Source organism: Acidovorax sp. DW039, assembly GCF_037101375.1.
GTDB lineage: Bacteria > Pseudomonadota > Gammaproteobacteria > Burkholderiales > Burkholderiaceae_C > Acidovorax.
Map to the genome: position 1 here is coordinate 3,261,519 of NZ_AP029019.1, position 21,205 is coordinate 3,282,723.

Sequence of the window (21,205 nt, forward strand, 5' to 3'; positions counted from 1 at the left end):
TAGTGTTCTACATCTTCCCACGCGCCGACGAATCGTTGCTGGAACACCCATACTGCAAAGCTCCTCCCACGCTTACCGCAGCCCAAAGCGCGTAGACGGGTTATAACGCCTTCAATTGCAAACAGAATGTGTAAAGCAATTGGAGTTGCTGGTATCAGTTCGTCTACGCAGACGATCCGATCCAGAGTCAACAGAGCCTCTGAAGGCTCTAGCAGTAACCCATAAGACTACGCCCATGTCCCAAACGCTAACCCAACAATTCAGGCGCATCCCCCGTTCGGTCGCCAGATCGGTAAAGTCTTTCGCACCTGAGCTTGCAAAGCACTTCACCGCTGCCTCCTATGAATGGATGGCCGTGAATAGACTACCGGCAGTCGCGATGGGTGGAGAGAGCCTGATCTTTCCAAAAATGGCCGTAAGCGAAAAGGATGCTTTGCTGCAAATCACACTGCAGCTGAACGGAACACGCTCCGAGCTGGGCCGCTACCTGTATAGCAAGCTGTACTACATCACCCATCCACAGGCACAGTTCACTGAGGATGCCGTTGTGTGTTTTGAAGTGCGTGAGCGATTCAGCCCCCAATGTCTTCAAATTGCATTGCCAGATGCCGCGCTCCGGGAGGCCCGAGCCAGTGGCTACCTGCGGATTCGCATTGATGGACTCCCTTACTCGCAAGGCACATGGCAAGTGATGGATCTGCGACTCGTCAGCGAGACACACGACCCAGAACTCACCAAGCACGCACAACGAGTAGCCCATCGGCAATGGGTGCGGGAGCAAGTCAGGGTCAGCGAATCGGGCCGCCGGGTCAATTTGCCCCACTACCCAGAGTCTGTTTCGATCGAACTGACACCTGTTTGCAATCTGCGCTGCCCCCACTGCAGTTCTCATGGCATGCCGCATCTGCACAAGCACCATAACTGCAGCCCAGAAATGCCCGTTGAAAACTTTTTACGGCTGGCACAAGAGGCATTTCCACACGTCTCGGTGGTGAGCTTGGTGGGCAGGGGTGAACCCACCCTGGCAAGTGACGATCTTTGGAACGCCGTGGTTCAGCAACTGCGGGAGCACGATGTCCGGATGAGTTGCGTGACCAACGGCACTCGCGTTAAACAGCGCTTTCATGCGGACTTGATGCCTTGGGTGCATGAGTTGATTTTCTCATTTGACGGCAACACCGCTGCGACGTTTGAAACGAACCGCGCTGGTGCCAAATTTGAAACCGTTCTTGAGAACCTGCGCTACTACCATGAGTTGAGGAACGCAGTCCCCCTCTCCAGGCGTCCACAACTCACCATCTCATGGACTCTCAAACGCAACAATGTGGCGGAGGTACCTGATTTTGTGAGGCGTATCGCGGAGTTTGAGCCCGACCTGATTTCACTCAGACATCTGGTGGTCTTCCAGGATAAGGAACGATCTGAGAGTCTGCTCGATTACCCAGAAGAAGCGAACGCGGCGCTGAGCGAAGCCTATGCGGAAATGGATCGACTTGGCATCAGGCACGAAAGCCCTCCGCTGATGATGAAGGCCGAGACCAGTTCACAAGCCGTCATCCCCATCCACACGATCTCGTTCAAGAATAAGAAAGATAGCGCTTCCAATAGCAGTGCGCCCAGTGGCGGTGCACAGCCCTCTTCGCGTCCTCCGACCCTTCCCACACCTCAGCCGCAAACATGGGACAGAGAAACATCGATTGCGTTGAGAGAGCCGGAGTGCAATTGGATGCATCGCACCGCAATCATCATGGCGGACGGCGAAGTGATCACCTGCGGGAAGCACTACGGAGAACAAGTGGGGCACCTGACGCCGACAAACTCGCTCTGGGATCTTTGGAATGGTCCGCGCATGCATTCATTGCGAGCAGGATTCGGAACACCATGCATGTGGGAACAATGCAAAGACTGCTGGTTGCGCGAACTGAAATGGCACTCACAGCGTCAGGCGAAGGATCTCATTGCTCCCTACAGCCTCGACAACAGCATGGACTACACCGAAGCGGCATGGGACTACCGCAGATACTCTGAGCTTTGAACTCCTCGGGTAGAAAAATAAAGCGAGTCGGGGCGGCATGCAACCGCCTCAGCCCTTCCCTCTTCTGGAGCTAAGCCGACACTTTCCATTCACCCCAACGCTGCGAGTGGATGAGAATGCGCAGGCCAAGGGCTGGCAAAGAACGGCGCCACCATATCGGGCGTCACATCTTCGATACGGGCGGGATTCCACTTCGGCGCATGGTCCTTGTCCACCGCCAGTGCGCGGATGCCTTCCACCGTCTCGCTTTGGCCTGGTCGCAGATAGAAGCAATGGCGCACCATGTCGCGCTCCATGCGCAGGTCGTCGGCCAAGCCCATTCCACGGGCACGGCGGATTTGCTCCAGCACCACGTGCAACATCAGGGGTGAGCGCTTGCGCAATGTGGCTGCGGTAGTGCGGGCCCAGTCGGTATCGGGAGCCTCCAGTGCAGTGATGATTTCGCCTACGGATGGCAGAGAGAAAATGTGGTCGATTTGGGCTCTAGCGCCCGAATGATGAGCGCTGGCAGCTACAAATTTCGAAGCAACAAATGCTTTGATGGCGTCCGCATCGGCAAAAGTCTGGCCAGCGAGCGCATCCCACACTGCGGCCTGCTGATCTGAGGGCAGGCAGCCGTCCGCCAGACGGTTTTCGATGGCATCACCGGCACCAATGGTGTCCCCCGTCAGCGCCAGCCATTCGCCCACATGGCCCGGGCAGCGGCTCAAAAAGTAGCCGCCCCCCACGTCTGGAAACAAACCAATCGCGGTCTCTGGCATGGCCATCTTGGTTCGCTCCGTCACTACACGCAGCGCAGCGCCCTGGCTGATGCCCATACCGCCCCCCATCACGATACCGTCCATGAAAGCGATGTAGGGCTTGGTGTAGTTGTGGATCAGGTGGTTAAGGGCGTATTCCTCGGTGAAAAAATCTTCCAACTGCGGATTGCCCTGGCTGCCCGCCTGGTGCAGAAATCGGATGTCGCCTCCCGCGCAGAAGGCACCGAAGGGCCCTTCCTTGTTGCTGCCGCGAATGGCCACCGCCAGCACTTTGTCGTCACTCTGCCAAGCAAGCAAGGTGGACATCAGTTCTCGCACCATGCCCAGCGACAAGGCATTGAGAGCCCGGGGCCGGTTCAGGGTGATGAACCCGACTTGGCCCCGCACTTCCGAGATCACTTCGTTCACTGTCTCCGTCATTGTTGTTCCTTCCAACCAAGTATTTCATTGAGCACCAGGGCTCCGATCACCAAGGCACCCCCAGTCAGCACGGCGGGCGCGGGTTGCTCTCCCGCACCCGCCCATGCGAGCAGGATGCCAAAGATCACTTCCAGCAGACCCAGCAGCGCCATCTCCGGCGCTTTGAGCACACGGCCGCAGCGCACCGCCAGCACACAGGGAATGGCCAGCTGGAAGACCCCCAGCAAAGCCAGCAAGAATAAATCATGTGCAGTGGCCTGCAGAGGAAGCGCCAACGGCAAAGTCACCACCACGGACAGCACCGCGCCCACCAGCACGGCAGGCACCAGATCCACCGCATGCCCATGGCGTTGCGAATGCTGCACCACCGTCCAGTTGGCTGCAGCCGCCACCGGGACACACAACGCCACCAATGTGCCCGAGAGGGCTAGGCCCGCCATCTGCGAACCATACATCCAGCCAATGCCCAGCCCGGCCAGGGCAATCGCGGCCCAGGTGCGCGGGGCGATGTGGTGCCCGATGAAGATGCGGGCAAACAGGGCTGTCAGCAGCGGCCCCGCCGCCATGGTGACCAGCACGTTGGCCACGGGCATCAGCATCATGGCCACCATGAAGGCAGTGAACATCACAGCCCAACACAGGCCCGACAACCAAAGCGGTGCCCCACCATGCCGCATGGATGCGAACACCGCCCGCCCCTGCAAGGCAGGCAGCATCACCAGCAAGCTGAGCAAGGTGAACAGGCTGCGCCAGAACGTGACTTCAAAACTGCGGGCCTGCTCCAGGTGGCGTGTCACCACTCCGGCAATGGACCACAACAGGGTCACTACCACCATCAGGAACACGGCACGGGAATGCGTGAGCTTCGACATAAACATCCGGACAGATCGAGCCCATCGAGCGTAAAAAGAACCGATGGGACAAAGAAAAAGGGCCTCAGCAACGCTGGGCCCTTCGAATCTGGCGCACGGAATCCGAGGTTTCAGGCGCATCCTGAAGATGCAACCGCCACTCGCAGTCCGCGTCTGCGCCTATTCACCAACTTCCATCAATGATCAGGAACGGCCTGCGCGCTTGCGTTCGTTTTCGGTCAGGTGGCGCTTGCGCAGACGCACCGACTTGGGCGTGATTTCGACCAGCTCGTCGTCCTCGATGAACTCGACGCCGTATTCCAGCGTGAGGTCGATCGGGGGCGTGATCTTGATCGCGTCTTCCTTGCCAGACACGCGGAAGTTGGTGAGCTGCTTGGTACGGGTCGCGTTCACCACCAGATCGTTGTCGCGGCTGTGGATACCGACGATCATGCCTTCGTACACGGGGTCGCCAGCCTTTACGAACATGCGGCCACGGTCATCCAGCTTGCCCAGGGCGTAGGTGAAGATTTCACCGTCGTCCATCGAGATCAGCACACCGTTCTTGCGGCCACCGATATCACCCTTGTGTGGCTCGTAGCCTTCAAAGATGTTGGAGATCAGGCCAGAACCGCGTGTCAGGTTCAGGAACTCGTTGGTAAAGCCGATCAGGCCACGGGCGGGAATGCGGTACTCCAGACGCACACGACCACGGCCGTCCGGCTCCATGTTCACCAGCTCGCCCTTGCGCTCACCCAGGGCTTGCATCACGCCACCCTGGTGGCCTTCTTCGATGTCGGCTGTCACCAGTTCGATAGGCTCATGCTTGACGCCATCGATGTCCTTGAACACCACGCGGGGCTTGGAGACGGCCAGCTCGTAACCTTCGCGGCGCATGTTTTCCAGCAGGATGGTCAGGTGCAGTTCACCCCGGCCAGACACTTCGAAAATGCCGTCTTCGTCGGTTTCCTTCACGCGCAGGGCCACGTTGTGCTGCAGTTCTTTTTGCAGACGGTCCCAGATCTGGCGGCTGGTCACAAACTTGCCTTCACGGCCTGCCAGGGGCGAGGTGTTCACGCAGAAGTTCATGGTCAGCGTGGGCTCGTCCACCTTCAGCATGGGCAGCGGCGCTGGGTTGACAGGGTCGGTCACAGTCACGCCGATACCGATGTCTTCGATGCCGTTGATCAGCACGATGTCGCCTGGGCCAGCCAGGGGCGTCTGCATGCGATCCAGGCCCTGGAAGGTCAGCACCTGGTTCACGCGGCCCTTGGTCGTCTTGCCATCCGGCCCTTCCATCACCACCACGTCTTGTCCGGGCTTGAGTGTGCCCTGGCTGATACGGCCCACGCCGATGCGGCCCACAAACGAGGAGAAGTCCAGCGCGGAAATCTGCAGCTGCAGCGGTGCCTCTGGGTTACCGGAGTTCGGGGGCACGTGCTTCAGGATGGTGTTGAACAGGGCCGACATGTCGGGGCCCCACTGCTCGCCTGGAGCGCCTTCTTCCAGAGAAGACCAGCCGTTGATACCCGAGGCGTACACCACGGGGAAGTCCAGCTGCTCATCCGTGGCACCCAGCTTGTCGAACAGGTCGAACGCTGCGTTCACGACCTTGTCGGGGTTGGCACCGGGCTTGTCCACCTTGTTCACGACCAAGATGGGGCGCAGGCCCAGGGCCAGGGCCTTCTTGGTCACGAAACGCGTCTGGGGCATGGGGCCTTCCTGCGCGTCGATCAACAGCACCACGCTGTCGACCATGGACAGGGCACGCTCCACCTCACCGCCAAAGTCCGCGTGACCGGGGGTGTCCACGATGTTGATGTGGGTGCCTTCCCAGCTCACGGCGCAGTTCTTGGCCAGGATGGTGATGCCGCGCTCTTTTTCGATGGCGTTGTTGTCCATCACGGTATCGACGACCTTTTCGTGGTCGGCAAAGGTGCCGGACTGGCGCAGCAGTTGGTCCACCATGGTCGTCTTGCCATGGTCAACGTGGGCGATGATCGCAATATTGCGGATTTGTTTGCTCATAGTGGTTCCAATCTGCCGCTCTTTCAGCCTGCGGCGTGCGTACTTTCCAAAATCTGTTGAATCTCCAGAGGGCTCAGGAGCCGGTCAGGCACCAGTTCCCCACCCACGGTGTGGCCAACACCCAGCAGTGCGCGCGGCTTGTCGCCAAACACCGCCACCGCAGCCGCATCAGGCCAGGGGCCTCGTCGCCGCATGCCCGAAAGGAATCGGCCTGCATTGTCGCTGTCGAGCGTGACAGTCGTATGCCCTGCAAGCAAGGACTGCACCGGCTCCAGGCAGCGCATGCGCTCCGCCTCTTCCATGGCCTCCAGCTGCGCCAAAGTCACGCAGCGCTCCACGCCCAGGCCTCCGGTGTCGATACGCCGCAAAAACACCAGATGGGCTCCAGGTCCGAGCGCCGCGCCCACATCCTCACCCAGGGTACGGATGTAGGTTCCCTTGCTGCAGGTCACTATCATTCTGATAGCTGCCTGCGCTTGATCCGTCTGCTCCAGGGTCAATTTCAGTGCATGAATGACCACGTCACGCGCAGGTCGCTCCACCTCGATCCCAGCGCGTGCATATTCGTACAGCGCTTTGCCATCTTTCTTGAGGGCACTGTGCATGGGCGGCACCTGGCGGATAGGCCCGGTGAACTGCTGTTGCACCTGGGCAATGCGCTCCTGCGTCAGAGCCGCCAGATCCACAGGCCGCCGCTGCAGCACCTCGCCTTCCGCATCACCGGTGGACGTGGTCACCCCCAGCAATGCGACAGCTTCGTAGGTCTTGGGCGCTTCCAGCTGCAGCTGGCTGAACTTGGTCGCGGCACCAAAGCACAGGGGCAGTACGCCACTGGCCAAAGGGTCAAGGGTGCCGGTGTGCCCCGCTTTTTCAGCGCGCAACAACCACTTCACTTTTTGCAAAGCGTCGTTGCTGGACAGGCCCAGCGGTTTGTCGAGCAACAGCACTCCGTGCACCGGGCGCCGCTGCACCCGGATGCGGGGAGCGCGTTCAGTCATGGTGCGTCGTCGTCTTTTGAACGGGAAGCCACGGCACGCGCAATCAGGGCGTTCATGTCAGCCGCACGTTCGGTGGTGCGGTCAAACACGAAATGCAGCGTAGGCACGGTGTGGATGTGCAACCGCTTGAACAAGCCATTGCGCAGGAAACCCGCCGCCTGATTGAGGGCGGCCTGGGTCTCCTCTGGGTCACCCACGAGCAGGCTGAAAAACACCTTGGCGTGGGCGTAGTCAGGCGTGACCTCCACGCCCTGCAGGGTGACCATGCCCACGCGCGGATCCTTCAGTTCGCGGGCGATCAGCTCCGTCAGATCGCGCTGGATCTGATCGGCCACCTTGAAGGAACGGTTAGGGGTGGAGGACTTCTTCGCTGCCATGTCGTCGCTTTTGCATCGTCCGCATTACAGCGTACGTGCGATCTCCTTGATCTCGAAGAACTCCAGCTGGTCGCCTTCCTTGATGTCGTTGTAGTTGCGCAGCTTGATACCGCACTCGAAGCCTTCCTTGACTTCCTTGACATCGTCCTTGAGGCGGCGCACCGATTCCACATCGCCGGTGTAGATGACGATGTTGTCGCGCAGCAGGCGGAACTTGCAGTTGCGGGTGACCTGACCGGACGTGACGTAAGAACCCGCCACGGTACCGATCTTGGAGGCCACGAACACGGTGCGGATTTCGGCCGTACCGATTTCTTCCTCGCGCTGCTCGGGGGCCAGCATGCCGGACATCGCTGCCTTCAACTCATCGACTGCGTCGTAAATGATGTTGTAGTAGTGGATGTCCACATCGTTGGACTCAGCCGTCTTGCGGGCACCGGTATCGGCACGCACGTTGAACCCGATGACGATGGCCTTGGAGGCAATCGCCAGGTTGATGTCGGACTCGCTGATACCGCCCACGCCCGCGTACACCAGCTGCACACGGATCTCGTCGGTCGAGAGCTTGAGCAGTGAGGCTGCCAGCGCTTCCTGCGAGCCTTGCACGTCGGCCTTGATGATGATGGGCAGGGTCTTGACCTCGCCCGCAGTCATCTCGGAGAACACGTTTTCCAGCTTCGCAGCCTGCTGCTTGGCCAGCTTGGTGTTGCGGAACTTGCCTGCACGGTAGGTGGCGATTTCGCGGGCACGGCGCTCGTCGGCCAGCACCATGAACTCATCACCCGCCTGTGGCACGTCGGACAGACCCTGGATTTCCACGGGAATGGAAGGACCTGCAGACTTGGCCACACGGCCGTTTTCGTCCAGCATCGCACGCACGCGGCCATAGGTCTGGCCGGCCAGCACAATGTCGCCCACCTTCAACGTACCGGACTGCACCAGCACCGTCGCCACCGGGCCGCGGCCCTTGTCGAGCTGGGCTTCGATCACCAGACCCTTGGCCATGGCGTCTACCGGTGCCTTCAGTTCCAGCACTTCGGCCTGCAGCAGCACTTGCTCCAGCAGCTCGTCAATGCCCATGCCGGTCTTGGAGGAGACGGGCACAAAAGGCGAATCGCCGCCGTACTCTTCGGGCACGACCTCTTCGACCACCAGCTCCTGCTTGACGCGGTCGGGGTTGGCATCAGGCTTGTCTGCCTTGGTGATAGCTACCACGATAGGAACACCCGCAGCCTTGGCGTGCTTGATGGCTTCCTTGGTCTGGGGCATCACGCCGTCATCCGCAGCCACCACCAGAATCACGATATCGGTTGCCTGGGCACCGCGGGCACGCATGGCCGTGAAGGCCTCGTGACCGGGGGTATCCAGGAACGAAACCATGCCGCGTGGAGTTTCCACGTGGTAGGCACCAATGTGCTGGGTAATGCCACCGGCTTCGCCCGCTGCCACTTTGGCGCGGCGGATGTAGTCCAGCAGCGAGGTCTTGCCATGGTCTACGTGGCCCATGACGGTGACCACAGGAGCGCGAGGCAGAACCTCTGCATTTTGTTGACCCACTTCGTCGTCGGTGAAGGCTTCTGGGTCATCCAGGGCTGCCACCACGGCCTTGTGGCCCATTTCTTCCACCACGATCATGGCGGTGTCCTGGTCCAGAGGCTGGTTGATGGTGACCATCTGGCCCATCTTCATCAGCGACTTGATCACTTCAGATGCCTTGATGGACATCTTATGGGCCAGCTCTGCCACCGTGATGGTTTCTGGCACGTGCACTTCCAGCACGCGCGCTTCCACCGGTGCGGACTGCTGGTGGTCGTCACGCTGATCGCGGTCGTTGCCGCGGCGGCCACGCGGGCCACCACGCCAGTTGTTGCGTCCCACGCCGCCACTGCTGTCGCCGCGGGTCTTGATTTCCTTCTTCTTGGCCGTGTCATTGGCCCAGCTGGACGACAGCTTGGCCGACTTGACCTCCTTGCCACTGCCGGAACCGGGGGCGGAAGGTGCAGGTGCACCAGCGTTGCGTGGGCCTGTGCCGGTACCAACGGCAGGCTTGTGCAACGTGCCCTTCTTGGCATCGCCGGTTGCAGCAGGCTTTGCCGCTGGCTTGGGCTCCTCGGGCTTCTTGGCCACCATGACCGTTTTCTTGGGCGCAGCCATCATTGCGCGGATGGCTTCAGCTTCGGCCAGGGCCTTGCGGCGACGCTCTTCCAGGTCACGGGCACGTGCAGCCTCTTCTTCGGCACGGGCCTTGGCTTCTGCAGCGGCCTTTTCGCGGGCTTCGGTCTGGGCAGCAGCACGGGCAGCCGCTTCAGCCTGCTGCTCGCGGGTGGCTTCCTGCTGTTGTGCAGAGGCCTGGGCCTTCTTGGCAGCCTCCTGGGCGGCGTAGGCAGCAGCGCGCTCTTCGGCTTCGCGCTCGCGGCGTTCACGTTCTTCACGTTCAGCACGTTTGGCGGCCAATTCGGCCTCCTGGCGACGGATCAGCTCGGCCTGATTGCGCGCCTCTTCCTCACGACGGACCAACTCCTGGTCCTGTGCGGAAACAGGTTCGGGAGCCGATTGTAGAACGGCTGCTGCGGCGTTGGACTCTTCCTGCTCAGCGCCTTCGGCAGTTTCGTCGCGCTTGATGAAGGTGCGCTTCTTGCGCACTTCCACCTGGATCGTGCGTGCCTTGCCCGTGGCATCGGCTTGCTTGATCTCGCTGGTGGACTTCTTCACCATGGTGATCTTCTTGCGGTCACCCGAAGCGGTACCGTGGCTGGCCTGCAGGTAGGCCAGCAGCTTTTGCTTGTCCGACTCGGTCAGTGGATCCGACACAGCATTCTTGCCCACGCCAGCAGCCTTGAGCTGGTCAAGCAGGGTTTCAGGCGATTTCTTGAGTTCGTTAGCGAACTCGGCGACAGTATTACTGGACATATTTGGTTCGTGCCTCCCTGACCTTTACTCTTGCCCTGCCGCGAACCAGTGTTCGCGGGCCTTCATGATCAAGGCCTTGGCTTCCTCTGCGGACTGTCCGGTCAGGTCGGTCAGCTCATCAATGGCCAGATCGGCCAGGTCGTCACGTGTATGCACACCGCCTTCTGCCAGCTTGGCAATCAGGTCGGGGGTCATGCCTTCAAGGTCGCGCAGGTCTTGAGAGACTTCTTCCACGCTTTCCTCACGGGCGATTTCCATGGTCAGCAGCGCGTCCTTGGCACGGGCGCGCAGCTCATTCACGGTATCTTCGTCAAACGCTTCAATCTCCAGCATTTCCTGCAGTGGCACATAGGCCACCTCTTCCAGGCTGGAGAAGCCTTCGGAGATCAGGATGTCGGCGATTTCCTCGTCCACATCCAGCTTTTCCATGAACAGGCGGCGTGCAGCGTCTGACTCGTTGGCTTGCTTCTGGGCGGATTCAGCCGCATCCATGATGTTGATCTTCCACCCCGTGAGGTCGGAAGCCAGACGCACGTTCTGGCCACCACGGCCAATTGCAATGGCCAGGTTTTCTTCATCAACTACCACATCCATGGCGTGCTTTTCTTCGTCCACCACGATGGACGAGACATTGGCAGGTGCCAGGGCGCCAATCACGAACTGGGCCGGGTCTTCAGACCACAGCACGATATCAACACGCTCGCCAGCGAGTTCGTTGGTTACCGCGTTCACACGGGTGCCGCGTACACCGACGCAGGTGCCGATGGGGTCCACGCGCTTGTCATGGCTCAACACGGCAATCTTGGCACGCGAGCCAGGATCACGGGCGCAGCTCTTGATCTCCAGCAGGCCTTGCTCGATTTCAGGCACTTCCTGGCGGAAGAGCTCGATCATGAACTCGGGGGCCGAGCGGGACAGGATGATGGGAGCGCCGCGCAAGGTCAGGTCCACTTCCATGATCATGGCGCGCACACGGTCGCCACTGCGGAGGTTTTCCTTCGGGATCATTTCGCTGCGGCGCAGACGGCCTTCCACGCGACCGGATTCGACAATGATGTCACCCTTGTCCATGCGCTTGACCGTGCCGGTGAAGATCTTTTCGCCACGCGACATGAAGTCATTGAGCAGCATTTCGCGCTCGGCATCGCGGATTTTCTGCAGGATGACCTGCTTGGCCGCCATGGCACCGATACGGCCGATAGGCACAGACTCGACACCCTCTTCGATGTACTCACCAACCTCGATCTCGGGCACGCGCTCGCGGGCATCCATCAGCAGTTCTTCGGCGTCGGGATTCTGCAGACCGGCGTCATCGGGCACCACCAGCCAGCGGCGGAAAGTCTCGTAGTTGCCGCTGTCACGATCGATGGACACACGGATATCCACTTCGCCCGGATACAGCTTCTTGGTAGCCTGGGCCAGGGCCGATTCCACCGCGCCCAAGACCACGTCACGCTCCACGTTCTTCTCGCGCGAAATGGCCTCAACCAACATCAACAATTCGCGATTCATGCGACGACTCTCCTATTTCAATCACCCGAAGATGCTGGTCACGCGGTGCAACCTGCCATCCCATATTTCTTGTGTGCGACTCAGGCGGGATCCTGCCCCGCCTTGTTGGCTCGCCCCTTGAAGTCAACGATGGGCGCCAGGCGCGCATCGCGCAACTCATCCAGAGTGAAGCCCAACGCCTGCAAAGGCGCGGGAGCGCGCTTTTTGCTGACCTTCTGGCCTGGCTTGACTGCGGGCTCATCCCGCCAGACGATCTGCCAGCCACCAGCTTCGGCCCGCTCCAGCGTGCCGCGAAATTTTTTGCGATTGGCGCTGACCTGACCGGCCGCTGCCGCGCCCATGGGCGCCTTCAAGGTGATGTCGATGACCGAGCCTTCGAAGCGCACAAAGTCCTGCTCGTGCCGCAAGGGGCGGTCAATGCCTGGGGATGACACTTCCAGGCGCTTGTATTCGACGCCATCGACTTCCAGCGCAAATTGCAGCTGGCGGGTGACTTTTTCGCAGTCTTCCACGGTGACAAACTGCTCGAGCAGGGGGGCGGGCGCGTCAGCGGCGGGCGCCACCCAGGGCAAATCAATGGTGATGCGCAAAAGGCCACCGGCAGAGCGTTCAATCTCTACCAGGTCATAGCCCAGACCGATCACAGTTTGTTCAACGACTTGCTGCAGTGCCACGTGTTCAGTTCAATCCCGGGAAAAACAAAAAACCCGATAACCCCCAGAAGACCACCCTCTGACAGCTTCGAGCTCCAAAACCAAACGACCAAAAAAAACGGGCGGTTGGTACCCGCCCGTTTGGTCGTGAGAACTGTATTGTACTCTTTAACGCATTGATTTGCAATGGGCAAGTCCTGCAGCGCGTTATGGCTGCAACGCAAGTGACACATCACTCAAGTGCGCCCAAGGGCAGTAAAAGCTCCTGCAGGTCCGCCTCTGTCAACAAAGCCTCGCGGCGGGTGGCGTCCGCCCCGTAGACCGAGGCGGCCAGTTGCGCCTTGCGCTCTTGCAGGGCCAGGATACGCTCTTCAATCGTGCCCTGCGCCACCATTTTGACCACCCACACGCTCTGCATCTGGCCGATGCGGTGGGCGCGGTCTGTGGCCTGCGCCTCTGCAGCGGGGTTCCACCAGGGGTCGTAGTGGATCACCGTGTCGGCCTGGGGCAGGTTCAGCCCCACCCCTCCCGCCTTCAGGCTGATGAGAAACAACGGCACCTCGCCGCGGGTAAAGCGGCCAATGATTTCTTCGCGCTTTTGGCTCTGCCCCGTTAGCTTGACCCAGGTCAAGCCTCTGGCTTTCAGCTCTGCCTCGATCAGCCCCAGCATGCTGGTGAACTGCGAAAACACCAGCACCCGCCGCCCCTCGGCAAGCATTTCGGGCAGTAACTCCATCAACTGGGCCAGCTTGGCGGATTCTTGTACCTGCCGGGCGGCTTCCAATGGCACCAGATGGGGATCGCAACACACCTGCCTCAGCTTGAGCAGCGCATCCAGAATGGTGATGTGGGACTTGGCTAGCCCCCTGGAACTCAAGGCCTCGCGCACCGCCTTCTCGGTGCCCAGACGAATGGTTTCGTACAGATCCGCCTGCGCACCGGTCAGCTCCACCCGCATCACGGTCTCCACCTTGGGTGGCAGTTCTGCCGCCACCAGGTCCTTGGTCCGCCGCAGCATGAAAGGTGCAATGCGTGCCCGCAACTGGGCCAGGCGGCCGCTGTCGCCCTGTTTTTCAATCGGATGGCGGAACAGTTCGCGAAAACGCTGCTGGCTGCCCAGAAATCCGGGCATCAAAAAATGGAACAAGCTCCAGATTTCGCCCAGGTGGTTTTCCATGGGGGTGCCTGACAGACACAGCCGGTGCCGCGCCTGCAGGCTCGATACCACCTGAGCCGCGTTGGTGCTGGCGTTCTTGATGTTCTGCGCTTCGTCCAGCACCACCAGATGCCAGGGCTCCTGCAGCCAGCGCTCCCGGTCGCGCTGCAGCAGTGAATAAGGGGCAATCACCAGATCGTGTGCGCCCACCGATGCTTCGTGGTCGTGCCGGTCCTTGCCGTGCAGCACCAGGGTGCGCAGCCCTGGGCAAAACCGCTGCGCCTCGCTGTGCCAGTTGCCCATCAGGCTGACGGGCGCAATGACCAGCGCGGGAGCCGTGAGGCGGCCTGCATCTTTTTCGACCTGGATGTGCACCAGTGTCTGCAGCGTTTTACCCAGCCCCATGTCGTCTGCCAGGATGCCCCCCAGACCATGGGCGCGCAAAAACTGCAGCCAGTTCAGGCCTTGCTGCTGATAAGGGCGCAGCGCGGCCTGCACGCTGGCAGGCACGGGCACATCGGTCATGGGCACGCTGCCGTTCAGCACTCCCAGCAAATTCCGCAATGTTTCCAGCCCGCTCCATGCCACGCCCTCGCCCAGCGCGGCGCTGGCACGCAAGGCCTCCATGCGCGACAAGCGCAGGCTGCCCTGTGCGAAGTCGCCACGGCGCTCTCCGGCCAGTTCCAGCAAAGCGGCCAGCCAGGGACGCAGGGGCCCGGTGGGCAGGCGGATAAACCCGTCCCCGGCATCGCCCTCAGCGCCGCCCCGTGGCACATACACATAGGGCGGCAACTGGGGCTGGCCTGTTGCAGGGTCCAGCGGCTGCTGGGCGGCCTGGGCTATCAGGTCGGGCAGCCAGGGCAGCACGTTGTGGCGCTGGCCGTCCACCTCCACGCCCAGCGACAGCGAAAACCAGGGTGATACCTCCCCATCTGCTGTGTCCGCAGCCATCGCGCTGCCGGGCGCGACCGCCAAGCGGGGAACCGGCTGATCTGCCCCCCCATCGCCCAGCGGACCATTGGCCGCTGCAGCAGCACTGCCTGCCGCAGACCAATCGACAGTGACCGCCTGCCCATGGGCCACCCAGCCCTGCAGCGACGGGGCCTGGGTAACCTCAAACCCCAGTGCGCTGAACACCGCAAAGCCGTCATCCGCCCATTGCAGCCACGGCTGCTGCGATTGCCCACCGGACAGGCCAAACCGACCATCGTCAGTGGCCAGCAAACCCAGGCGGGACAAAGCCTCTACCGCCGCCAGCTCGGCCCGCATGTCGCGTTGCAGCAGCACACGCGTACCCTGACCCGAGTCTTCAGCCTCCACCACCACGGCAGCGCCCTGCCCCGGCCACCAGCCGCGGCAGCCCTGGTAATTGAAGGTGAGGCGCGCAGCCAGCAGCCCCCGTTGCATGCGCTCTGCCGCAGGCACCCGGTCCAGATGCAGGCAAGGCTGGGGCACCACCCCGTCAATGCGGGCCAGTGCCTGGACCACCGGGGGCAAGGGCACGCCAGGCAGGCTGCGGACCAGCTCGTCCTGGTGTTTTTGCAGGGCAGAAACCTTGAGCGCAGGGGCCTTGAGCAACACCTCCAGCTGGGCCGGACTGAGGGGGCCAATGTCCACAGGCCCGCACGCGCCCTGCTCCACATCCACAAACAAGGGCGGGCTGTTGTGGCACAGGGTTCCCGTGCCGCCCGCCAATGTGGCACGCAGCTGCCATGCGGGCTCATCTACCAGCGCCCCGGCAGGTGCCGGTACTTCGTGCCACTGCCATTGCAGGGGGCGGGCCGCGCCCCATTGCATCGGCTCACCCACCGTGCTTCCACCGGCATCCGCAAAAAGACGGCCTGTGGAGGCGGCCTGCTGCAGAGCAAGCACGCCCACCGGGCCTTCCAGCACGGCACAGGGGGCGCCACTGTAGGCCGAGTAATAGGTCTGGCTGCGCGGCATGGCGCGCAGCAGTTGCAGCACTTCGCGGTCGGTATCGCTGGCCTGGTCATACACCGCCTGCCCTCTGGCTGGCTGGGTGCGCACCTGCTTGGGTTTGGCCCACCCGCCCGTGACCTTGGGATACGAGACCACAGCCTCCAGCTGCAATTGCGGCGGCTGGCGCAAGGCCCCCACCACAGACACCAAGTACAGATACTGTTCCGGCCGCACTGCAGGGTCTACCGGTGTGGTCCGCCCCTCCCCTCCCGCCGCATCCAGGGCCTGAAGCCAGTTGATGAGCTGTGCCTGGGCTTCGGCCTGCTGCACGGCGGCCATACGCTCGCGCACCGAATGAGAAGCCACTGCGGCGCTGGGCTTGCGCGGGGCGCTGGCGGCACGCACCTGCTCACTGACAGGCAGGCGCGCGGCTTTCAGCATAAGGGCCACGGCATGCTTGCACTGGCGGCCCACCGGGCACTCGCAGGTTCCCCGCCAGTAGTCCACCTGGCCATCGGGCATCACCGCCATGGTGACGGCAACGGCATAAGGGGGCTGCTGAGCCCCATGCACAACGCCCTGCAGATGCCAGCCTTCTTCCACCGCCTGCAACTGCGGCATGCCCACGGTGCCCTGGGCCAGCAATGCCTTGCCCCGCATCCAGGGGCCGTCCTCGCACAGGGCGTGCAAGGATTCGGGGTCGAACCAGAAGGTTTCTGACATCAGGGTTAAAAGTGCTTCTAGCGCTTATAAATAAAGCGCAGACAGCTATCAATTAAATAGCATCATGCCGATGCAGCCGTGCGCTCGGCACGCACGCGGTCAAACACTTCCTGCGCCATGGGATCGGTGGCGGCACCCGAGGGCGCGCCGCTGCGCAGCGTGGTCAAAAGCCGCTCCAGCACAGCGGCCTGGGGCAGCAAGGGGCCCAGAAAATGCGCTTTGGTGCCATCCGCAATCAGCAGCGTAGGGAAGGTTTCCACATCCAGATCCCCCGCCAGTTCGGACTCATCTTCAATATCCACCCACTCAAAGCGCACATCCGGGTGGGCCTGGGCCAGTGCATCAAACAGGGCACGGTAGTCGCGGCAGGTGCCGCACCAGCCAGCGCACAGACACACGGCCCACCAGCCGCTGGGCTGGGGGCCGGGGGTGGAGGCAGCGTTGGATTCAACAGGCAGGGCGGCAGGGCTAGGCATTGGTTCAACTCCTCCAGCCCACACAGCGCGGGCCAGGGCTAAAACAGGATCACAGCGGGATCACAGGCCGCGCCGTTCCCGGGCGCGGTAAACCTCGATGGTACCCACTGCCGGGGCCTGGTTGCCCCAGCTGTTGCGCACAAAGGTGGCAACTGCGGCCACGTCTTCATCGCCCAGCAGGTGCTGAAACGGTGGCATGCCGTGCGGGCGGGGGTTGCCCGCCGTGGCAGGCAGATAGCCGCCCTGCAACACCACGCGTACCAGGTTGGTCGGGTCTGCCAGCACCACGGCGCGGTTGCCTGCCAGCGGCGGGAAGGCCGGTTGGCCCGCCGCATCGGTGCGGCCCTGCCCCTGGTTGCCGTGGCACTGGGCACACTGCGCCTCGTACACCTTGGCCCCCCGCTGCATGGCGGTGCTGCTTAAAGCCACGGGCGCGGACGAGGTGGCGGGCTTACTGGCATGCGGCGGCAGCGCTTGCAGGTAAACCGCCATGGCCTGCGCGTCGGCATCACTCAAATACTGGGTGCTGCGGTACACCACCTCGGCCATGGGGCCGATGACCGACGCCTGCGGGGCCACGCCGGTTTTCAGCAAAGCCACCACATCGGCCTGCGGCCAGCGCTGCACGCCTGCCTGGGCAGGGTCGGTCAACGCCGGGGCTAGCCAGTTCTGCACGGGGATAAGCCCGCCAGCCAGGGCCTGGCCCTGCTGCTCGGCCCCCAGGCTGTTGCGCGGCGTGTGGCAGGCCGCACAGTGGCCCAGACCGTTCACCAGATACGCCCCCCGCTGGTACGCAGGCACCTGGGCCGCTGCTAAAGCCTGCGGCGGTGGGGCCGAGGCCGGTGCAGCCGGGTCCGCCGGGCTGAAGAACAGCGCACGCCACACCCCCAGCGCTGCCTGCGTGCTGTACGGAAAGCGCAGCACATGCGGTTGGTTGGCCTGGGCCACGGGCGGCAGGCTTTGCAGATAGGCAAAGATCGCGTCAGAGTCTGCCCGCGTGACATGGGTGTAGCTGTTGTACGGAAACGCGGGGTACAGCAGCCGCCCATCCTTGCTGCGCCCGTTGTGCATGGCGCGCCAGAACTCGGCCGAAGTCCATGCACCCAGCCCCGTCGCCTTGTCGGGGGTGAGGTTGGGGCTGTAAACCAGGCCAAACGGCGTTTCTATGCCCCGCCCCCCGGCAAAGGGTGCGCCACCCTGCCCTGTGTGGCAGGCCATGCAGTTGCCCACCCGGGCCAGATACTCGCCCTGCGCCACCAGGGCGGGCGTGGATTGGAGGGTTTCGTTGGCGGGCAAGGGGTCTTCACCCCGCAGGTTCAGGGCAATCAACCCCGCAGCCGCTATGCCCAGGGCCGCCATCACGCCAGACACCCTGCGCAGCACCAGCGACATATTCATGGCTGCCCCCCTTCGGCCACACCGCCGCAGCGCACGGGCAGGGGCGCAGGCAGGCGGGTGGCGGGCTTGCCGTTGCCAAGCACAGGCTGCGCAGCCAGCCAGGCCGATACGGCGCTGACATCGTCAGGCGTGAGCTGGCGGGCCACTTCGGCCATGCAGTCAGGGGCCTGGGCCTTGCGCTGGCCGGTTTTCCACGCCCCCAGCTGGCTGTTGAGGTAATCACGCGGCAGGCCCAGCAGGCCGGGAATCGAGGGCGACACCCCGGTCATGGCCGCGCCATGGCACTGCACGCAGGCGGGAATCTTGCGCGCCGCATCGCCCTGCTGCACCAGGGCCCGGCCCTGCTCCAGCTGGGCTGCCGTGCCCTGCGGTGCAGGGGGCGGTGGGTACGGCAAGTCCAGCGCCGCAAAGTGCACGGCCATCTCGCGCAGATAGCCATCGGTCAGGTGCTCGATGAGGTAGCCCATCTGCGGATAGCTGCGGCGGCCGTCGCGAAAGTTGAGCAGCTGGTTGTAGAGATACCCCGCAGGCTTGCCCGCAATGCGCGGAAAGTACCCCTCTGGCGTGGCCCTGCCCTCCTTGCCGTGGCAGGCGGTACACGCCAGCACGCGCGATGCCATGTCGGCTGGCAACGTGGCAGCCGAGAGCGCGGGGGCAGAGACAGAAACGGGATCAGCGGGGCCGGGTGCCGCAGCCGCGGCACAGCAAGCCAAAGTGGCGCCCCACAGCGCCACCGGGCGCAGCCGGGTACGTAAAAAGTCGATCATGGGTCGTTGTGTGGAGGCAATACGCAGCACCTGCCACTTTACGCGCCCGCTGCGCAGCAGCACAGGTGCAGGGGCATGCATCCACAGGCAGAGCAGATGCAACGGCCCACCCAGGCGACGTGTGAAGCTGGCGCACCGCAGAGTCACCCCCGCGCCCACCACTATCAAATCCATAGCTGCTTGCGCTTATCCTGAAAGCGCTACAGCCACTTTGGGCCCGCAATTCAGGCAGGGCGATGGTACCCCCTGCCCCGCCGCGCGCCCGTACAGCCTCACTGCGCAGCGCTGCGCGCCTGCTCCTGCGCTGCCATGCGCACCGAGGCATTCACGGCACCGTAGCCGTCGTAGCCGCCTTCGCGCTGCACCACTTCAAAGAAGAAGCGGTCGGCAAAGGGTTCGGTGTAGGCGTGCAGAAAGCGCCCGCCACCCGGCGACACATCGGCCACGATGTTCAGCGCCTGCATGCGGCGCACCAGGGCCTCGTCCAGGTCCAGGCGGGCCAGCAGGTCTTCGTAATAGTTGGGGCTGATGGGCAGCCACTTCACGCCCTGGGCCTGCAGGGTCTGCACGGTGGCAAAAATGTCTTGCGTGGCCAGCGCAATGTGGTGCACGCCGCCGCCCGATCGGCCCGTGGCACGCACCTGCTGCGCCGTGCGGGTGCGCTGGCTTTTGGAGACGTTGAGCACCATGCGCAGGCTGCGCTGGGCATTGCTCAGCGCGCAGCTGCGGATCAGGCCAAAGGGGTCGGCCAGCTCCAGCGCCTCGCCCGCGGTCAGGCCCAGAATGGCCTTGCCAAACAGGGTCCAGGTGTCCAGCTGGTCGTGCGCCAGGGCCAGCGCCATGTGATCCACATGCGTCAGCCCCCCCGGTGCGGGCACCGGCGCACGCGGTACGGGGGCGACAAAGTCGGCATCCAGCGTGGAGCCTGCGTGCACAAAGTGCACCACTGCGCCGCCGGGCGAGATGATGGCGGGCAGTTGCAGCTCGTTCGGGCCCAGCGGGCTCACATGCCGGGCCGACAGCAGCGCTGCCGCGCGGTTGGCGGCCTGCACCGGGTCGGGCGCGACCAGCCCCATGGCGCACACCGAGGGGCCCAGCTCGTCAAAGCGCTGCCGCGCCTCCGACCCCGGCTGGGTGTTGATGACGAACTGTATATCGCCCTGGCAGTACAAGTCCACCGCCTTGCTGCGGTGGCGACCCGTGTGCTTAAAGCCCAAGGCAGTGAAGGTGCTGGCCAGCGCCTTGCCCGTGGCCTCGTCCACCCCAAACTCGATGAAGCTGAAGCCGCCCAGGGGCTGCGCGGCGGGCGGCGTGGCCAGGTCCAGCCGCTGCAACGCCCGGGTGGCTGCGGGGGCGCGGGCCTCGTCCGTGCCTTGCTGGGCGCGGGCGGCCAGGCGACTCTTGCATTCGCTCTCCAAAAACAGCAGCGAGCGCATGGCGTCCAGCGCGGTGCGGCGGTTGGGCGTTTCGCGGAACACGTCGTTGAAGATTTCCAGCGACAGGTTACCCGTGTAGCCCGCCAGCAGCACCTGCTCAAAAAAGGTCTCTACATCCAGCTGCCCTTGGCCAGGAAAGTTGCGGTGGTGCCGCGCCCACTGGATCACATCCATCGCCAGCAGCGGCGCATCGGCCATCTGCACAAAGAAGATTCGCTCCCCTGGAATGTCGGCAATGCCCATCGGGTCGTCGCGCAGCGAAAGGGTGTGAAAGCTGTCCAGAATCAGCCCCAGGTGCGGGTGGTCGGCCTTCTGCACGATGTTCCACGCTTGCTGGTAGAGGTTGACCCACTTGCCCCAGGCCAGCGCCTCGTAGCCAATGCGCAGGTTGCGGCGGCTGGCGCGCTCGGCCAGCTCGTGCAGTTGTGCGGCGGCACGTTCGGCATCGCCCAGCGATGCGGGCGATGTGTTGGAGCACACTAGCATCAGCGGGCAACCCAGCTCCTGCATCACATCAAACTTGCGCTCGGCGCGGTCCAGGCTGCGGCGGAACAGGTCATCCGGCATGCCTTCAAAGTCACGAAATGGCTGGTACAGGTCAATGCCCAGGCCCAGGTCTGCGGCCTGCTGGCGCAGCTCGCGGGCGCTGCCCGGAAAGCTGATGAAGTCGGGCTCAAACAGCTCCACCCCGTCAAACCGGGCGGCGGCAATGGCCTCCAGCTTCTGGCGCAGGGTTCCGCTTAACGACACGGTGGCGATGGATCGGCGCATGTTCACACCTCGG

Annotated in this window: 14 protein-coding genes; 1 reads left to right on the plus strand and 13 read right to left on the minus strand. The window is 62.9% G+C overall.

The window, feature by feature from the left end; genetic code table 11:
• Positions 1-235: 235 nt before the first annotated feature.
• Entirely contained in the window at positions 236-2,035 is a 1,800-nt protein-coding gene (locus AACH87_RS14615) for a radical SAM protein (protein WP_338795201.1), read from the plus strand.
• 89 nt (positions 2,036-2,124) lie between these two features.
• On the opposite strand, the gene AACH87_RS14620 is transcribed toward AACH87_RS14615, so the two are convergent.
• From AACH87_RS14620 to AACH87_RS14680, 13 genes are all read right to left on the minus strand, one after another.
• Positions 2,125-3,216 (minus strand): enoyl-CoA hydratase/isomerase family protein, encoded by a 1,092-nt coding sequence (locus AACH87_RS14620; protein ID WP_338795202.1) that lies wholly within the window; start codon positions 3,214-3,216, stop codon positions 2,125-2,127.
• Positions 3,213-4,088 (minus strand): DMT family transporter, encoded by an 876-nt coding sequence (locus tag AACH87_RS14625; RefSeq protein ID WP_338795203.1) that lies wholly within the window; start codon positions 4,086-4,088, stop codon positions 3,213-3,215. Before AACH87_RS14625 ends, AACH87_RS14620 begins: the two co-directional genes overlap by 4 nt.
• Positions 4,089-4,271: 183 nt before the next feature.
• Positions 4,272-6,095 carry a translational GTPase TypA gene (gene typA / locus AACH87_RS14630; protein ID WP_338795204.1) on the minus strand — a complete coding sequence of 608 codons (1,824 nt, stop codon included), beginning with the start codon at positions 6,093-6,095 and terminating at the stop codon, positions 4,272-4,274.
• 23 nt (positions 6,096-6,118) lie between these two features.
• Entirely contained in the window at positions 6,119-7,093 is a 975-nt protein-coding gene (gene truB / locus AACH87_RS14635) for a tRNA pseudouridine(55) synthase TruB (RefSeq protein WP_338795205.1), read from the minus strand.
• Positions 7,090-7,470, minus strand: coding sequence for a 30S ribosome-binding factor RbfA (rbfA, locus tag AACH87_RS14640; protein WP_338795206.1), 381 nt, complete (start codon positions 7,468-7,470; stop codon positions 7,090-7,092). Before rbfA ends, truB begins: the two co-directional genes overlap by 4 nt.
• Before the next feature lie 24 nt (positions 7,471-7,494).
• Positions 7,495-10,380: a translation initiation factor IF-2 gene (gene infB / locus AACH87_RS14645; RefSeq protein ID WP_338795207.1), complete on the minus strand. Its 2,886-nt coding sequence runs from the start codon at positions 10,378-10,380 to the stop codon at positions 7,495-7,497.
• Between the two features lie 24 nt (positions 10,381-10,404).
• Positions 10,405-11,892: a transcription termination factor NusA gene (nusA, locus tag AACH87_RS14650; protein ID WP_338795210.1), complete on the minus strand. Its 1,488-nt coding sequence runs from the start codon at positions 11,890-11,892 to the stop codon at positions 10,405-10,407.
• Positions 11,893-11,972: 80 nt separating this feature from the next.
• On the minus strand, positions 11,973-12,566 hold the full coding sequence (rimP, locus tag AACH87_RS14655; protein WP_338795211.1) for a ribosome maturation factor RimP: 594 nt from the start codon (positions 12,564-12,566) through the stop codon (positions 11,973-11,975).
• Positions 12,567-12,777: 211 nt separating this feature from the next.
• Positions 12,778-16,344 (minus strand): DEAD/DEAH box helicase, encoded by a 3,567-nt coding sequence (locus tag AACH87_RS14660; protein WP_338795212.1) that lies wholly within the window; start codon positions 16,342-16,344, stop codon positions 12,778-12,780.
• A gap of 62 nt (positions 16,345-16,406) precedes the next feature.
• Positions 16,407-16,820 carry a thioredoxin family protein gene (locus AACH87_RS14665; RefSeq protein ID WP_338795214.1) on the minus strand — a complete coding sequence of 138 codons (414 nt, stop codon included), beginning with the start codon at positions 16,818-16,820 and terminating at the stop codon, positions 16,407-16,409.
• A 60-nt stretch (positions 16,821-16,880) separates the two neighbouring features.
• Positions 16,881-18,218 carry a cytochrome c gene (locus AACH87_RS14670; protein ID WP_338795216.1) on the minus strand — a complete coding sequence of 446 codons (1,338 nt, stop codon included), beginning with the start codon at positions 18,216-18,218 and terminating at the stop codon, positions 16,881-16,883.
• Positions 18,215-18,985, minus strand: a complete 771-nt coding sequence (locus tag AACH87_RS14675; protein ID WP_338798973.1) for a c-type cytochrome — start codon at positions 18,983-18,985, stop codon at positions 18,215-18,217. The genes AACH87_RS14670 and AACH87_RS14675 overlap by 4 nt, the downstream gene beginning before the upstream one ends.
• A gap of 272 nt (positions 18,986-19,257) precedes the next feature.
• A complete protein-coding gene (locus tag AACH87_RS14680; RefSeq protein WP_338795217.1) occupies positions 19,258-21,192 on the minus strand; it encodes a TIM barrel protein in 1,935 nt (644 codons plus the stop codon).
• Positions 21,193-21,205: the final 13 nt, after the last annotated feature.

Excerpts from the sequence above, each read along its gene's own strand:
- AACH87_RS14615 (WP_338795201.1), top strand. The coding sequence starts at position 236 with ATGTCCCAAACGCTAACCCAACAATTCAGGCGCATCCCCCGTTCGGTC.
- AACH87_RS14620 (WP_338795202.1), bottom strand. The coding sequence starts at position 3,216 with ATGACGGAGACAGTGAACGAAGTGATCTCGGAAGTGCGGGGCCAAGTC.
- AACH87_RS14625 (WP_338795203.1), bottom strand. The coding sequence starts at position 4,088 with ATGTCGAAGCTCACGCATTCCCGTGCCGTGTTCCTGATGGTGGTAGTG.
- typA (WP_338795204.1), bottom strand. The coding sequence starts at position 6,095 with ATGAGCAAACAAATCCGCAATATTGCGATCATCGCCCACGTTGACCAT.
- truB (WP_338795205.1), bottom strand. The coding sequence starts at position 7,093 with ATGACTGAACGCGCTCCCCGCATCCGGGTGCAGCGGCGCCCGGTGCAC.
- rbfA (WP_338795206.1), bottom strand. The coding sequence starts at position 7,470 with ATGGCAGCGAAGAAGTCCTCCACCCCTAACCGTTCCTTCAAGGTGGCC.
- infB (WP_338795207.1), bottom strand. The coding sequence starts at position 10,380 with ATGTCCAGTAATACTGTCGCCGAGTTCGCTAACGAACTCAAGAAATCG.
- nusA (WP_338795210.1), bottom strand. The coding sequence starts at position 11,892 with ATGAATCGCGAATTGTTGATGTTGGTTGAGGCCATTTCGCGCGAGAAG.
- AACH87_RS14660 (WP_338795212.1), bottom strand. The coding sequence starts at position 16,344 with ATGTCAGAAACCTTCTGGTTCGACCCCGAATCCTTGCACGCCCTGTGC.
- AACH87_RS14665 (WP_338795214.1), bottom strand. The coding sequence starts at position 16,820 with ATGCCTAGCCCTGCCGCCCTGCCTGTTGAATCCAACGCTGCCTCCACC.
- AACH87_RS14670 (WP_338795216.1), bottom strand. The coding sequence starts at position 18,218 with ATGAATATGTCGCTGGTGCTGCGCAGGGTGTCTGGCGTGATGGCGGCC.
- AACH87_RS14675 (WP_338798973.1), bottom strand. The coding sequence starts at position 18,985 with ATGATCGACTTTTTACGTACCCGGCTGCGCCCGGTGGCGCTGTGGGGC.
- AACH87_RS14680 (WP_338795217.1), bottom strand. The coding sequence starts at position 21,192 with ATGCGCCGATCCATCGCCACCGTGTCGTTAAGCGGAACCCTGCGCCAG.